Genomic DNA, 14,833 nt, shown 5'->3' with positions numbered 1-14,833 from the left:
TCAGCGGTCGGTGACGCGGGTGGCGCAGTCCGGGCAGCCGTTCCAGTCCGGCTCCAGGTAGCACCCGCAGTTGATGCACTGGAGCAGGATTCTGCCCGAGCAGAAGGGGCAGTAGCGGTGGCGCTCCCTCAGGTTGGCGTTGCAGTGGGGGCACTTGACCTCCAGGGTGTTCTGGGGGCCCAGGACCCGGAGCACCTCTTCGGCGGTGGTGACGCCCTGGTTGATCTTGGTCCACCCGTCTTCCACCAGGGGTTTCATGCCGGCCCACCGGGCGGCCCGGGTGAGTTCGGACTCTGAGGCGGCCGTGTTGATGAGCTGCTTGATCTCCTGGGTGACGGTGAGGATTTCAAAGAGGCCGGTGCGTCCCCGGTAGCCCGTGTTGTTGCACCGGTCGCATCCTTTGCCGTGGAAGGCCGGGAAGGTGCCTCCGTTGGCGTTGATGCCCAGGGCATCGATGGTGGCAGGGGAGAGGGCCTCCTCTTCCTTGCAGTTGTCACAGATGCGGCGGACCAGGCGCTGGGCGATGATGCCGCTTAAGGCCTCGCCGATGACGTAGGGCTGGATGCCCATGTCCCTGAGGCGCGTGATGGTGGGGATGCTGCCGTTGGTGTGGAGGGTGCTTAAGACCGTGTGGCCGGTGAGGGCTGCGTGGAAGGCCACTTCCGCGGTCTCGAAGTCCCGGATCTCTCCCAGCATGATGACGTTGGGGTCCTGCCGGAGGATGGCCCGCAGGATGATGGGAAAGTTCAGGCCGATCTTCTCCTTGACCATGACCTGTTCGGCCATGGACATGAAGTACTCCACGGGGTCTTCGATGGTGGTGTAGTTCTTGGTAACCGAGGCGTTTTCCTGCATCAGCGAATAGAGGGTACTGGTCTTGCCGCTGCCCGTGGGGCCGGTGGTGAGGATGCACCCCTGGGGGCGGTTGATGAGGCGGGTGACCATCTCCTTTTCTTCGTTGGTAAGCCCCAGGTCCTCCACGCTCTTGATGGAGGCGTTGCGGTCCAGGATGCGGAACACCACCTTTTCCCCGTTGATGGTGGGCAGGCAGGAGAGGCGGATGTCCACCATTTTCGAGGGGGTCTTCACGGTGATGCGCCCGTCCTGGGGGCGCCTCCGCTCGGAGATGTCCAGCTCGGCCATCACCTTGATGCGGGAGACGATGGCCGGGTGCATGGTGATGGGGACGTGGATTTTGTCGTTGAGGAGCCCGTCCATGCGGTACCGCACCATGACGTATTTGGTCTTGGGCTCGATGTGCACATCCGAGGCTTCGTGGCGCAGGGCGTCGGAGATGATGGCGTTGACGATGCGAATGGCCGGGGGCTGGTCCTTGGCGATGAGGAGCTCTTTGAGGTCGGCTTCCTCGTCCTCTTCGTCGAGGATGATCTCGATGGCCTCGGTGGGGTCTTCCATCTCCAGTACGGTGAGCTCATCCAGGCCCGCCTCTTCCTCTCCGTAAAGCTCCTCGATTTTTTTGATGATCTCCTTGCGCGTGGCAATGACCGGCTCCACCCGCAGGCCGGTGATGAACTGAAGGTCCTCGATCTTCAGGTATTCGCTGGGATCGTTCATGGCAATCATGATCCCGGTTTCCGTACGCTTCAGGGGCACCAGCAGGTTGTTTTTGCAGATTTCCCGGGGGATCAGGGCCACCAGGGCCTCGGGCGTGCTGAACTCTGCGGGGTAGACGCGGTTGATGCCCATCTCCCGCTGGATGGCGTTCAAGATCGTTCCTTCGTCCACCAGGCCCATCTCCATGAGCACCTGGGGCATGGGCAGGTTTTTCTTTGCCTGGATTTCCCGGGCATTTTCCAAGTCATTTTTTCGAAGGAGGTTCTGCTTCATCAGGATGGATCCCACCTGGCTCCGGTGGGTGTTGATGAAACGGCTCATCTGGTTGATGCGCTTGGTCTGGGAGACCTGGTTTTTTTTCAGGGCCCGGTTTTCCCGGATGAGGTCGTACTGCTCCAGGGCCAGGCCCACGGTGATGCGCAGGTCTTCGTCGCTCCAGGGCTTGGTGATGAACTTGTAGACGGCTCCCTCGTTCACCGCTCCCATGATGGCTCCCACGTCGGCATGGCCGGTGAGCATGATACGGATGGTGCTGGGGTACTCCCGTTTGATCCGGCGCAGCAGGTCGGCGCCGGTGATGCCGGGCATGCGGTGGTCGGTGATGATGACGTGGATCTCCTCCCGCCGGAGGCACTCCAGGGCTTCTTCGCCGCAGGACGCGGTAAAGATGCGGTAGGTCTCCTTTCGGAAGATGCGCTTCATGGCCGACAGCACACCGGCTTCGTCATCCACAAAGAGAATGGCGTAGGGCCGGGAGTCCTCGGGGGGCTCTTCCGAGTCGGGAGGGTCTTTGCCCAGAAAGAGGGATGCGAGTCGGCTCATGGTTCCTTCTCCTTGGCGGGGAGGGCCCGGTGCAGGGGCAGGCGCAGGGTGAAGGTGGTGCCTTTGCCCTCCTCGCTTTTGACGCTGATGGAGCCCCGATGGCGCTTGACGATGTTGTAGACCACGTTGAGGCCCAGGCCGGTGCCCTTGCCCACGGGTTTGGTGGTGTAGAAGGGGTCGAATATTTTTTTTAGCTTTCCCTTGGGGATGCCGGTGCCTGTGTCGGCGATGGCCACCACGGCATGGGTGTTGTCGTGACGGGTGGTGACGGTGATGGTCCCTTTGTCAGTGATGGCCTGGGCCGCGTTGACCAAGAGGTTGATGAAGACCTGGTCAAGTTGCCGGGCGTAACACTGCACCGGGGGAAGGGGCTGGTAGTCTTTTTCCAGGGTGACCTTGTACTTGAGCTCGCTGCCCACGATGTTGATGCTCTTGTCTAGGTTGGTGTTGAGGTCGGCCAGGCTGAGGGTCTCCTCGCCGGGGTGGGCAAAGTCTTTCAGGTCCTGGACGATTTTCCGGATGCGCTCGGCCCCGTCGATGGACTCGCTGAGCAGCGGGGGAATGTCCTTGAGGATGAAGTCGATGTCCGCGCCTTCGTCGATGCGGTGGAGTTCCGACAGGAGGCGGTCTGTTTTCTCTCCGGTGAAAAGGCCTGCCCGGTCGGCCTCGTCGATGAGGTCTCGCTGCAGGGTCACAAAGCGGATGAGCTCTCCGGCATACTCGTCGAGGCTGTTGATGTTGCTGGTAATAAAACCCATGGGGTTGTTGATCTCGTGGGCCACCCCGGCGGCCAGCTGGCCGATGGAGGCCATCTTCTCCTGCTGCATGAGGTGTTCCTGGGCTTGCCGGATCTCTTCGGTTTTCCGTTTGACCTCCTTGTCCAGGCTGGCGGCCAGGAGCCGGAATTTTTTCTCGGATTTGGCCAATTGGGCCGCCTTCTCCTTGAGGTCGGCAAAGGTGTCTTCCACCACCTCGCCGTGGACCCGGGAGGCCATGGCCAGGCCGCATCCGCTTTTCATGATCTGGGTGATGGCCGTGGCCAGGATGGCTTCGGCGGCCGCCAGCTCGTCGGTGGGAACATTGCCGTCGGGGTTGAACCCCAGGGCCAGGTAGCCCAGGATGTCCAGCTCGTGGACCAGGGGCGTGAGAATCACCCATCCCTTGGGGGTCTCGGTCAGGGCCCTTGTCCCGGGCCGGGTTTCAGCCAGGCGTTCCCCGATGGCGCGGGTCACCTCCCCGCAGCTATCCTCCGGGAGCAGGGGCGTGCCGTCGGGCATGAGCACCGAGAGGTGGCCCAGGCCCAGGGGCGGGGCCGCACGGACCCAGGTGAGGACGACCTCCGAAGGGAGGAGGTCCCTCAAGGAGTACTCCCTGTCAAAGGGGGTGATGGTCTCATGGGAACGCTCCATGGGCGGGGCTCCTTGGGTTTGGGTCAATGGCTCACGGGGTCGGCGTGGGAAGGCAGCACCGAATGAAGGTTCTCTTCCATGATCCGGTAGATGCCTCCCAGGTCGTGGGAGGCGTCCAGACTGTGGTAGGTGGCCGAGAGAATGGTTTCGAAGGTGGTGCGGACCCCTTGACCGGTGAGGGCGGTGGAGAAGGTGACGGGGAGCCCCGACGGCTCCCAGCGTGAGCGGATCTCCTCGGTGGTGAGGATGTCCGGGAGATCCCGTTTGTTGAACTGGATTACCAGGGGGAGGTGCTCGAAATCCAGGCCGATGCGCCCGGCGTTTTTTTCCAGGTTTTCAAAGCTCTGAAAGTTGTTGAGGGCCTGTGCCGTCTGGGAGTCGGCCACAAATACCACCCCGTCGGCCCGTGAGAGGACCGCCTTGCGCGTGGCATCGTGGGCCACCTGGCCGGGGACGGTAAAGAGCTTGATTTTTACCCGGTACTCCCCGTCGGTGCTGGCAAGAATGGGGAGCAGGTCAAAGAAAAGGGTGCGGTCGCCCCGGGTCTCCAGGCTCATGAGGTCGCCGCACCGACCTGGCCGGATGAGGTCGTGAAGCTGCATGAGGTTGGTGGTCTTCCCGGAGAGGGCCGGTCCGTAGTAAACGATCTTGATGACGATTTTTTTTTCTTCGTCGAGGATCTCGGCCATTGGAACCCCCTTTTGTCAACTTCCTTTGGCCTGTTCGATATCGGTGATGATGGCCGTCAGGGTTTCCTGAAGGCGGCAGTTGAGTTCCTTGTACTGCCTGGCGGTCTCCTCCACATCGGTGAGGCAGGACCTCAGGCGGTTTTCCATCTCGCTGTTCAGGGCCAGCAGGGCTTCGTTTTTCTGTTTGATCACCTGGGACATCTGCTTGTTTTCCATGGCCAGGTTGAAGTGGTCCACCCCGTTTTTCACCGACATTTTAAGCTCGGCCTTGCTCCAGGGCTTGTTGATGAACCGGAAGATGTGGCCTTTATTAATGACGGTGATGGTGGCGTCGATGTCGGAGTGGCCGGTGAGCATGATGCGCACCACCGAGGGCCATCGGATGCGGACCTTCTCCAGGAATTCCGAGCCGTCCATGTCAGGCATCATGCGGTCGGAGATCACCACGGCCGGTTTGATGACGTGGATCTCTTCAAGGGCGGTGGTCGGGTCGTCAAATGCGTAGATCTTGTAGGGCTCGTTCCGAAAGGCGCGGGAGATGGAGTCCAGAATGGGTTTTTCGTCATCCACAAAAACGACTTTGTTATTCATGGGTCACCTCTGTCATGGTGAACGGGTGGGGGCGGGCGGGGCTTCCCGGGATGATCGGAGCCGCAGGGACGGGCTCGATATCTCCCAATGGGGTAGGGACGGAGAAGGGGCGCTTTGGGGGACTCAGTAAAAAAAGGGGGGACAGGGTCTGGTTGGAACCGGGAGCTATGGATTCATAATATCACAGCCTGTCAGGAGGTTGCAACTCTCCTGAAACAGGCTGCTTTTTGATCAGGAGCGCGGGGCGCTGCCGTTTTTGGGCAGCCGGGACGCTCCGGGGGCGTGGCCGTACGTGGTCTCTTCGGCGATGCGGATCAGGTCGTTTGGCGCGTAGCTCCCGTTGAGGGTGACGCCCACACAGGTGTTGGGCTGGGCCAGCTCCAGGGCATGCCCGTCAAGGCTTTCGATGGCAGTGATGGTGTCGGGGCTGGCAGGTCCTTTTCGCGTGAGGACCTCCACCTCCTGGCCCACGGTGATTTTGTTGCGCACGTGGAGGGTGGCGCGGCATCCGTCCACGGCCGTGATCTTGCCGGCAAAGCGGTGGATGGTGCCGGGACGGGAGTCCCCGTAGTTGGGGGCGGCGTCTCCTTCGTAGCCGAAGTAGAATCCGGTGGAGTACTCCCGGCTGTTGATGCGGGAGAGCTCTTCGCCCCACTCCGGACGGGTCGTGTAGTGTTTCGGGTCCTCGTAGTAGGCGTCGATGGCCTCCCGGTAGGTCTTCACCACCGAGGCCAGGTAGTTGATGCCCTTCATGCGCCCCTCGATTTTCAGGGAGTGGATCCCTGATTCGATGAGGGCGGGGACGTGGTCGATCATGCAGAGGTCTTTGGAGTTGAAGATGTACGAGCCCCTTTCGTCCTCCTGCACCGGGTGGTAGTGCCCCGGGCGCATCTCTTCCACCACGCTGTACTTCCACCGGCAGGGGTGGCTGCACTGGCCCCGGTTGCTGTCCCGGTTGGTGAGGTAGCTGGAGAGAAGGCAGCGGCCGGAGTAGGAGATGCACATGGCCCCGTGGACAAAGGCCTCCACCTCCAGGCCGCCGTTGTCCACCACCCCCTTGATGTCGGTGAGGGGCAGCTCCCGGGCCACGTTGATGCGTGTGGCGCCCAGGGACTTCCAGAAGAGGGCGGTCTCCTGGTTGGTGGTGTTGGCCTGGGTGCTGATATGGAGATCGATGCCGGGGGCGATGGACCGGGCCGCGGCAAAAATGGCCGGGTCGGCCACGATGAGGGCGTCGGGTTTCACCTCGGCCAGGGCGGCGAGGTAATCGCGCATGGCGTCGAGTTCGTCGTTTCGCGCATAGACGTTGCAGGCCACGTAGACCTTGACGCCGTGGGCGTGGGCGTGGCGGATGCCCGCCGCCATCTCCTCCAAGGTAAAGTTGCCTGAAAAGTTCCTGAGGGAGAAGGCCTTGCCCGCCAGGTAGACGGCGTCGGCGCCGTAGTGGACGGCAATTTCCAGTTTTTCCGGATTTCCCGCCGGTGCGAGGAGTTCAACTCGGTTGCTCATGGTTCGTGTATCCCTTGGGTACGGGGTTCCGGGCCCCAGGGGCCTGGATTATATATATAAGGTTGATAAGGGGACGGGCCCTGCGGGGCTCGGCACCCGGACGTGACGACTCTACCAAAAGGGTTCCCCCTTTGCAACGCGCCGTGGTATGGAGGGGCCGTTTCCACAACCAGTGACAGGAAAGGACGCACGGCATGAAAAATGACACGGGCATACGCGAATATCAGGAGAGGGTGGACCGCTGGGTAAAAGAGGTGGGGGTACGGTATTTTTCCGAGCTCACCAACCTGGGGATCCTGCTGGAAGAGGCCGGTGAGGTGGCCCGGATCATGACGCGGGTGTACGGGGACCAGAGCTTCAAGCGGGAAGAGCCCGCCCCGGACCTGGGGGACGAGCTGGCCGATCTCATGTTTGTGCTGGTCTGCATCGCCAACCAGACGGGGGTGGACCTGCCCGAGGCCCTGGCCAGGAATCTTGCCAAAAAAAGCGCCCGGGACAAGACCCGTCACTGGAACAACCCCAAACTTTTTAAGGACAGGGACCCCGGTTCGGAACCGGGGCCCACTGACGATTAGGGCTCGGGCGGCGCCTGGGCCTCTTCATCATCCGAGGCGTTTCTCAGCTTGGCAAAGCTGAAGACAGCGCTTCGGCCGGAGATTTTGCGCAGGGTCAGGACGTAGGTTTTTTCGTCCAGGGTAAAGGAGACCATTTCGTCGACGCCCATGACCTTGTACTCGTCGTTCAAGAAGAGCTCCACGGTGGGGCCGGTCTCGGCAAAGATGTCCATCTGATCGTTGACCTGCTTCACGTAGAGTGTGTAGAGGTCGGGGACCAGCTCGTGGTACTGGTTCTCTCCGGTGTTGATGAAGTCCCCGTACTCTCCGTTGCGGCCCAGGGAGGCGGCCTTGCCCGCAGCCTTTTCGTCCAGCAGGGTGCGTATGTTCCGGTCCTTGGTGATCATGGCCGAGGCCGAGCCGAAGACGCCGCCCGTGCCCGTGGAGATGAGCTGGATGGAGAGCTTTACCGCGTTGCCCAGCACCACGGTGTGGCCCACCACGATGGCGTCGATGTTCAGGGCGCGACCCACCTTGCGGGCATCCTCTTCCTTGATATCGGAGTTTTTGGTCACCGCGCTCTCAACGAGACCGAGGACGCTGTCTTCCCCGGTGGCCTCCAGCATTTCGCTGCGTACCACCGTGAAGTAGCCGGTTTTGAACAATTTGTCCGAGACCTCCATCTCCAGGTATTTTTCCAGCTGCTTGCGTTTGCCGTCGATGCGGGTAAATTCCTTGACGGCTACGCGGCGGATGCGTCGTCGCGTGAGCTGTTTGGCCACCTGGGTGGAGAGGGTGCCGATTTGACCGTCCACGGCGGATTCATAACTGAACCGGGCCGGTTTTTTGCTGGGAACATACTGGGGAGGGCGAGCACAGGCGGTTGCCAGAACCAAAAGGACCACTACAAAAACCCACTGTTTCATCATATCACTCCAAAAACATTCATACCGGCCCCCGAGAACCTCACGGGAGGCGCCGTAACCTCAATATTTTACAACTGCATCATTCATTATCACAGAAGAGGGGGCGGGGCCACAGGGTTTTCCCCAAGGGCGCACAGCGGTGGGGAAATACCGGTGACCGGGGCCATGGACCCATTTTCCGGGGACGGGGGTGCGGTACGTAGTCTCGGGATAGTACGTATTGTTTTATTGACACGTATTGATGGGGTGTGGCAGGTTGTAGTGGGTAATATTGCGACCATTTCGGGGGATACACATGGCAAAAAAAGTGACGATCAGCGTGCCGGACGAGCTCTACGAGCGCATGAAAGAGTGGCGCTCCAGCATGAACTTTTCCCAGGTTTTCCAGCGCTCCATATCCAACATGATCCGCAAGAAGGAGGCGCTTCGACAGAAGATCCATGACGAGCTGGACATGTCCAGCGTGGTGGAACGCCTGAAACGTGAAAAGGCCGAGTTCGAGGCCAACTTCATCGAAGAGGGAAAACGGGCGGGCCTGGAGTGGTCCCGCACGGCCCACTACCGGGAGCTGCAGTACGCCCTGGGCTGGACGCCGGGGGGCAACCCCTTTAAGGACGAGCACCTGGGGGACTACTTTTCCCAGGTCCTGAAGCATCAGTCCGAGCGTTTCGCCATCACCGGGCGCACCGCCCAGAAGCGGTTCCAGGGGTTCATCGACACCTACCTGAGCGGATGGAAAGAGGGGGTGGAGAGTTTCTGGAATGAGGTGAAGGACAAGGTCTAAGGCGCGGCCTTAGGGTTTTGTCGCAGACCCTCTGGCATGGCTGTGGAAAACTAAGATCGCGGGAACGTGCGTACTATGTCCCCGCGGCCAATGATTATTTTTTGGGTGCAGGATCCCCGCAGGAGAGAGACAATGGCAATGGGCAACGGGACAAAAAACAGTGTGGAGGCCGCCCTCAGGCGATACGCAGAAGAGTGGGGCGGCAACGTGGAGTGTGCATGGGACCGGGTGTGGGGGCGGTTCGGTCGCTTTTTGTACTGGCCCTACCGATGGGGTGTGGTGGTGCCGTTTCTGGGGCTCTCCACCCTGGTGCTGGCTCCCCTGGCCGTGCTGCTTTCCGTGACCGTCTCCCCAAACTTCGCGTCGAAAACCATCGCCACCTTCTGGGCCCGGGTCAACAGCTTCATGACCCCCATGTGGGTGTCGGTGTCGGGTCGGGAGACGATCCGGGACGGTGTCTCCTACGTGGTGGTGGCCAACCATCTGAGCCACTACGACATCTATGTCCTCTACGGCTGGCTCGGCCTGGATATCAAGTGGGTGATGAAAAAAGAGTTGGAGAAGGTTCCCCTCATCGGCTGGGTCTGCAAGAGCATGGGCCATATCTTCATCGATCGCAGCGACAGCGCAAAGGCCGTCTCCACCCTCAACCACGCCCGCAAAAAAGTCCGGGGGGGCACCTCGGTGATCTTCTTTCCCGAAGGGACCCGTAGCGACGACGGCAGCCTCAATCCTTTTAAGAAAGGGGCTTTCCGGTTTGCCCATGACCTGGGATTGCCCATCCTTCCCGTGACCATCAAGGGGACCCGCGACATTCTTCCCAAGGGGAGCACCGAGTTGATGCCCGGGGGCGTTTCCCTTGTGGTCCATGACCCGGTGGATGTCCGGGCCTACAAAAAAGAGGAACTGGGTGCCATTGTCAACCGCGTGCGCAACACGATCCGCACGGAACTGGAAGACGTTTAACGCCCGGTCTTTTTTTCCGGTTGTTTTTTCTTGCGGAACATGAGGGTGACCAGAATCAGGGAGAGGGTCACCACGCAGGCCACGGCCGCCCTGGAGCCCGTGGAGCCGAAACGGGGCATGATGACCTGCGGAATCAGCCACAGGTAGCAGGTGGCGTGGAGGGCCCCGATAAAACAGAGTCGGATTATTTTCGGCACGACTACTCCTCTGACTCAGCGGTGAGGCGTTTTCGAAGGGTCAGCAGGATGTTGGCACCCATGAGGCAGATGAGGGTGGAGAAAGGGGCGAAGGAGCAGAGGGAGCGGTAACCGATGACATTGGGTTCCGTGGCCTGTGTCCAGGGCACAAGGGTGCCCGCCCCGGCAAGGACCAGGAGCCAGGCGGTAACGGCCATGGCCGTGGATTTTAAGCGGTGGTGTGTGGTGTTCATGGCGTCTCAGTCACTGTGTTGGAGCCCTTTGGGCTCTTTTTTTATACAATACGGCATCTTGGGATATCTGCTCGGTAGGCAGGAGACTATAGCACACCCTGTGGCTGAAAGATACCCCGCTGTGGTTGGAACAAGCCCTTGGTATGAATAGGGTTTGACCGCGGTGGCTTAGGTGGGATACTATCCGGGTGAAGAATGGCGGCATAGACACAATATGTCAAAAATTCAAATGGATAGGGGCTCTGCGACGGCGGGGCGTGATTGGAAAAGCGGAACAAGCACGGAAGCATGAATATGGTGAGAATAGCAGCAGGGCAGATCAATCCGGTCATCGGAGATTTTGAGGGCAATTGCCGAAAAATGGAGGCGGCTGCGGCCAAGGCCAGGGAGGCGGGGTGCCGCCTGGTGGTTTTTCCGGAGCTTGCCGTGAGCGGGTACCCGCCGCGCGACCTTCTGGAGAGGCGCTCCTTTATTGCGGACAACCTGGAGGCCGTTGAGCGACTCATGGAACGGGTCCGGGGCATTGCCGTTCTTCTCGGGTATGTGGAGAGAAACGGCGAACCAGGGGAGAACAACCTCTACAACGCAGCCCTTCTCTTTGAAGACGGCCGGGTGCTCCACAAGGTCCGGAAACGGCTGTTGCCCACCTATGACGTGTTCGATGAGCGCAGGTACTTTGAACCGGGCAGCGAGTCCCATCCTGTGATGTGGAACGGGGTGCGGCTCGGCATCACCATCTGCGAGGACATGTGGAACGACAAGGAAGTATTCTCCTCCCGGAAGTATCGCGTGGATCCTGTGTCAGACCTCTGCGAAAAGGGGGCTGAGCTGCTCATCAACATTTCGGCATCCCCCTTTAACGCCGGGAAACCCGCTTTTCGCGAGACACTCATCTCTTCGGTGGCCCGTCGCCACAAGGTGCCGGTGTGTTACGTCAACCAGGTGGGGGGCAACGATCACCTGCTCTTTGACGGGGGAAGCCTGGGCTTTCACGATGACGGCACCCTGGCCGCCCGTGGCGCCTCCTTCGAGGAGGATCTTCTGGTCTTCGAGCCCATGGAGAAGAGCCCTCAGCGCATTGCCGCGGCCCCTTCCTGCGTGGAGGAAGAGGTCTACCGCGCCCTGGTCATGGGCACCCGGGATTACGTCACCAAGTGCGGTTTCAAGAAAGTGGTCATCGGGCTCTCCGGTGGCATTGACTCGGCCCTCACCGCTGCGGTTGCCGCCGACGCCCTGGGGGGCGAGAATGTCTCCACGGTCTTTATGCCGTCGGAGTACACCTCCTCGGACAACGACGTGGATACCCGGTCCCTGGCAGAGAATCTGGGGACCCAGTACGATGTGGTGCCCATCGCTCCCATGTTTGATGCCTTTTTGGGGGCGTCGGAGGTGTTCTGTCGGGAGGAGCACGGTGTCACCGAGCAGAACATCCAGGCCCGGGTCCGGGGCACCCTGCTCATGGCCCTCTCCAACAAGACCGGCGCCCTGGTGCTCACCACCGGCAACAAGTCCGAACTGGCCGTGGGATACTGCACCCTTTACGGGGACATGAACGGGGGGTTGGCCGTCATCTCCGATGTACCCAAGACCCTTGTGTGGGATATCTCCCGGTATGTAAACCGCAATGGGGAGGTGATCCCCCAGCGAATCATCGACAAGGTGCCGTCGGCAGAACTCAGGCCCGACCAGTCCGATCAGGATGAGCTGCCCCCTTACGAGGTGCTGGATGCCATTTTGCACGCCTATGTGGAGGAGGTAAAGGCACCTGCGGAGATCGAGGCCATGGGGTTTGACGCGGCGGTGGTGGCCGATGTGGTCCGGCGGGTTGAGATCAACGAATACAAGCGCCAGCAGGCGGCCCCGGGGCTTCGGGTGACGGCCAAGGCCTTTGGCAGCGGGCGACGTTATCCCATTGCCAAGCGGATCTGATGCCGTACTACCCGATGGGGGATGGAGCACGGGATTTTCTTTTTTGTCTCGGGTCTGTTTCTGTCCTCGACTGACGGGGTAGTAAAGGCAAGGGGCCGTAAAAACAATGCCTTTGATGCCCTTGAATGCTCGAATTTGCAGTGCTTTGAGCCGTTACACGGATGGGCTTGGGGGGATCCCCTAGGTAAATGAATGCATTACTCTATGTACAAAGCCCGGGGGGGCTGCATATAATCTCCAACAAAGCGACGGGGTGTACTTCGATGCGAACTTAGTTCGGCATCGTGCATCCACCCCGGCGCCCCCACCGACAAACGGCCCACCTGCTGCCCGTGACCGGTGCCAAGGCCCGCGACGGAAAACTGTCAGGTACGCAGCTCCTGGCCCTTTCTTCTTTCATTTCAGGAATTCCCTTCTGGCACGTATTGTCGGATTTTATGGGTGTGGTGTCATAAAGTCCGACAATACGCAGCACCATTTTTCTTTGTGTCAACGTCCACTTTTTGAATTTCTTGTGTTTTAGGTTTTTCGTTGTTATCAATGTTTATTGATAAGCACATATGAAGTCAGTCTGTAATTGGTTTGATGTGAAGTGTCCATATCGGAAGCAGTTGTGGTAAACGGTTGTAATCGATACGTGTATTGGATAATCCGACATGAATCATTTATGGTTTCAGCGCGGCGGGTATGCCTCCAAAAAAGCGCGCCGATATATTGAAAAAGACTTTTCCCGAAAAAAAATCAAGAACATTGCCGTTATCCGCCATGCGGCTCTGGGGGACCAGGTCATCGCCCGGCCCTTTCTCATCGAAGTCAGAAAATTTTTTCCCAATGCCGAGATCACCCTGGTTGGCGTGTCCAACTATCGATACGGCATCCCGTCCGATTTGGCCGACACCACGATCATCGTGGCAGGCCGGGAGCAAAAGAGAGAGATGAGCCCCCTGGAGCGGTTCCGGGACCTCAGGCAGCTCCCGCATCAAGACATCATCTTTGATATTGCAGGGACCAGCCGGTCCCGGTGGATGACTCTCTTAAGCAAGGCGACGCTGAAATTCGGCTTTCCTTACAAATCCTATTTTTACGGGGTTCTCTACAACGTGGCCGTTTTCCGTTCCGACTTTCAGCCGGAGCTGGAGTGCATGCTGGACATGCTGAAACTTCTGGGGCACAATCCCTCGCGCCCCCTGGATTTCGGGTACCCCAGTCACCTGGCGTTGTACGACCCGTCCCGCCCCGCTCCCTCCATTCTCTATTTCAATGGCGCCTCGTCGGTTTTGAAAATACTGCCCCAGGCACAGATGAAAGAGGTCCTTGAGCTCGCCTCCCGGGAGCTTCCCGAGTACCAGCATGTCTACCTGGAGGGGAAAAACGACTACGAAAAAGGGGATTGTTTTCTCGGCCTGACGGAACGGGGCAATGTGTCGATCCAGCCCTGTCTGCCCCTGGACGGGTTGATCGACAGGGTCGCAAGGGCCCGGTTGGTTGTCTCTCCGGACACGGGGGTGCGCAACGTGGCCGTGGCTACCCACACCCCCAGTGTCGGCGTTTTTTATTCCTCGGTGCCCTTTCGCTACACGCCCCTGGACGGCCGTCACCATATCGTGATGCAGGCCGACGGGGCGGTACCGTCAACTGAGCAGATTGTGGATGCCATCAAAGGCGCCCTGGCGTGATTTGCGTTGTCGCTATGCGTTCTCCGGCTTGATGTACCGGGAGCCCTGGCAGGTGCCCCTGCTCTCTAAGGTGGCCTGGATGCGGGCCAGGGTGGTCCCTTTTTTCAGGGGCCACTGGGGGGCGCGAAGCTCATCGCGATGGGGGTCGCCGGTGAGGCGCTGGATCACCATCTCCGGGGGAAGCAGCTCCAGGAAGTCGCACACGGTCTCCACATAGTCGTCCTCTTCCATGCAGGTGTAGTCCCCGTTCAGGTAGAGGGTGTCCAAAGGGGTGTCCTTGACCACGTACAGGAGGTGCAGCTTGACCCCGTCCACGCCCAGGTCCGCCAGGATCCGGGCCCCCTCCAGCATCATCTCCCGGCTCTCTCCGGGGAGCCCCAGGATGATGTGGGCGCAGATTTTGACTTCAGGGGCTGTTTTTCGGGTGAGGGCCACGGCCTCTTTGAAACAGGCCACGTCATGGCCCCGGTTGATGGCGGCCAGGGTGGTGTCGTGGGCGGACTGGAGGCCGTACTCGATCCAGACGAGCCTCTCCTTGGAATAAGCGTCCAGCAGGGCCAGCTTCTCTTCGTCCACGCAGTCGGGCCTTGTGCCGATGGCCAGACCCACCACGTCGTCAAAGGCCAGGGCCTCGTCGTAGAGGGCCTTCAGGCGCTGCACAGGGGCGTAGGTGTTGCTGTAGGCCTGAAAGTAGACCAGAAAGAGCTTTGCCTTGTAGCGTTTGAACAGGGCAAGGCGCCCCTGCCGGATCTGTTCCGACACCGAGGTGCCCAGCAGGTGCGCTCCGTTGCCCGATCCTTTTTCGTTGCAGAAAATACACCCCCCGGTTCCGGTGTGCCCGTCTCGGTTGGGGCAGGTGAAGCCCGCGTCCACGGTGAGTTTCTGCACCCGTTTGCCGAAGCGTTCTTTAAGGTGGCTGTTGAGATCTGTGTACCGTTTTGCCTGTGTTGCGTTCATATTGACCTTGCTTGAA

Annotated in this window: 14 protein-coding genes; 5 read left to right on the top strand and 9 right to left on the bottom strand. The window is 60.0% G+C overall.

Annotated features, from left to right (window positions below):
* From ACOYW0_RS10340 to ACOYW0_RS10320, 5 genes are all read right to left on the bottom strand, one after another.
* A complete protein-coding gene (locus ACOYW0_RS10340) occupies positions 1 to 2,397 on the bottom strand; it encodes an ATPase, T2SS/T4P/T4SS family (protein WP_482418373.1) in 2,397 nt (798 codons plus the stop codon).
* The gene (locus ACOYW0_RS10335) at positions 2,394 to 3,806 is read right to left on the bottom strand and encodes a sensor histidine kinase (RefSeq protein WP_482418372.1); all 1,413 of its coding nucleotides are present in this window, start codon (positions 3,804 to 3,806) and stop codon (positions 2,394 to 2,396) included. Before ACOYW0_RS10335 ends, ACOYW0_RS10340 begins: the two co-directional genes overlap by 4 nt.
* 23 nt (positions 3,807 to 3,829) lie before the next feature.
* Positions 3,830 to 4,495, bottom strand: coding sequence for a GTP-binding protein (locus ACOYW0_RS10330; protein WP_482418371.1), 666 nt, complete (start codon positions 4,493 to 4,495; stop codon positions 3,830 to 3,832).
* A gap of 15 nt (positions 4,496 to 4,510) precedes the next feature.
* A complete protein-coding gene (locus tag ACOYW0_RS10325; RefSeq protein WP_180137775.1) occupies positions 4,511 to 5,086 on the bottom strand; it encodes a response regulator in 576 nt (191 codons plus the stop codon).
* 231 nt (positions 5,087 to 5,317) lie between these two features.
* On the bottom strand, positions 5,318 to 6,595 hold the full coding sequence (locus ACOYW0_RS10320) for a peptidase U32 family protein (RefSeq protein WP_482418370.1): 1,278 nt from the start codon (positions 6,593 to 6,595) through the stop codon (positions 5,318 to 5,320).
* A gap of 194 nt (positions 6,596 to 6,789) precedes the next feature.
* On the opposite strand from ACOYW0_RS10320, the gene ACOYW0_RS10315 reads away from it, so the two are divergent.
* Positions 6,790 to 7,170 carry a nucleotide pyrophosphohydrolase gene (locus tag ACOYW0_RS10315; protein ID WP_482418369.1) on the top strand — a complete coding sequence of 127 codons (381 nt, stop codon included), beginning with the start codon at positions 6,790 to 6,792 and terminating at the stop codon, positions 7,168 to 7,170.
* Here ACOYW0_RS10315 and ACOYW0_RS10310 read toward each other — a convergent pair.
* A complete protein-coding gene (locus ACOYW0_RS10310) occupies positions 7,167 to 8,078 on the bottom strand; it encodes a hypothetical protein (RefSeq protein WP_180137769.1) in 912 nt (303 codons plus the stop codon). The genes ACOYW0_RS10315 and ACOYW0_RS10310 overlap by 4 nt on opposite strands.
* A gap of 292 nt (positions 8,079 to 8,370) precedes the next feature.
* On the opposite strand from ACOYW0_RS10310, the gene ACOYW0_RS10305 reads away from it, so the two are divergent.
* Together ACOYW0_RS10305 and ACOYW0_RS10300 are read left to right on the top strand one after the other, a co-directional pair.
* Complete coding sequence (locus ACOYW0_RS10305; RefSeq protein WP_482418368.1) at positions 8,371 to 8,859, top strand: hypothetical protein; 489 nt, start codon at positions 8,371 to 8,373, stop codon at positions 8,857 to 8,859.
* A 132-nt stretch (positions 8,860 to 8,991) separates the two neighbouring features.
* On the top strand, positions 8,992 to 9,825 hold the full coding sequence (locus ACOYW0_RS10300) for a lysophospholipid acyltransferase family protein (RefSeq protein WP_482418367.1): 834 nt from the start codon (positions 8,992 to 8,994) through the stop codon (positions 9,823 to 9,825).
* Here the strand turns inward: ACOYW0_RS10300 and ACOYW0_RS10295 are convergent.
* Positions 9,822 to 10,022 carry a hypothetical protein gene (locus tag ACOYW0_RS10295; protein WP_482418366.1) on the bottom strand — a complete coding sequence of 67 codons (201 nt, stop codon included), beginning with the start codon at positions 10,020 to 10,022 and terminating at the stop codon, positions 9,822 to 9,824. The two genes, ACOYW0_RS10300 and ACOYW0_RS10295, sit on opposite strands and share 4 nt — an antisense overlap.
* Positions 10,023 to 10,024: 2 nt before the next feature.
* The gene (locus tag ACOYW0_RS10290; RefSeq protein WP_482418365.1) at positions 10,025 to 10,255 is read right to left on the bottom strand and encodes a hypothetical protein; all 231 of its coding nucleotides are present in this window, start codon (positions 10,253 to 10,255) and stop codon (positions 10,025 to 10,027) included.
* Between the two features lie 294 nt (positions 10,256 to 10,549).
* On the opposite strand from ACOYW0_RS10290, the gene ACOYW0_RS10285 reads away from it, so the two are divergent.
* Together ACOYW0_RS10285 and ACOYW0_RS10280 are read left to right on the top strand one after the other, a co-directional pair.
* Entirely contained in the window at positions 10,550 to 12,184 is a 1,635-nt protein-coding gene (locus ACOYW0_RS10285) for an NAD+ synthase (protein WP_482418364.1), read from the top strand.
* 656 nt (positions 12,185 to 12,840) lie between these two features.
* Positions 12,841 to 13,860, top strand: a complete 1,020-nt coding sequence (locus ACOYW0_RS10280) for a glycosyltransferase family 9 protein (protein ID WP_482418363.1) — start codon at positions 12,841 to 12,843, stop codon at positions 13,858 to 13,860.
* A 12-nt stretch (positions 13,861 to 13,872) separates the two neighbouring features.
* On the opposite strand, the gene mnmL is transcribed toward ACOYW0_RS10280, so the two are convergent.
* Entirely contained in the window at positions 13,873 to 14,817 is a 945-nt protein-coding gene (gene mnmL, locus ACOYW0_RS10275) for a tRNA modification radical SAM protein MnmL/YtqA (RefSeq protein WP_482418362.1), read from the bottom strand.
* Between the last annotated feature and the right edge of the window lie 16 nt (positions 14,818 to 14,833).

Source organism: Desulfoluna sp. HI9BLuna (assembly GCF_056829775.1).
This window is presented reverse-complemented; position numbering and strand designations above follow the sequence as displayed.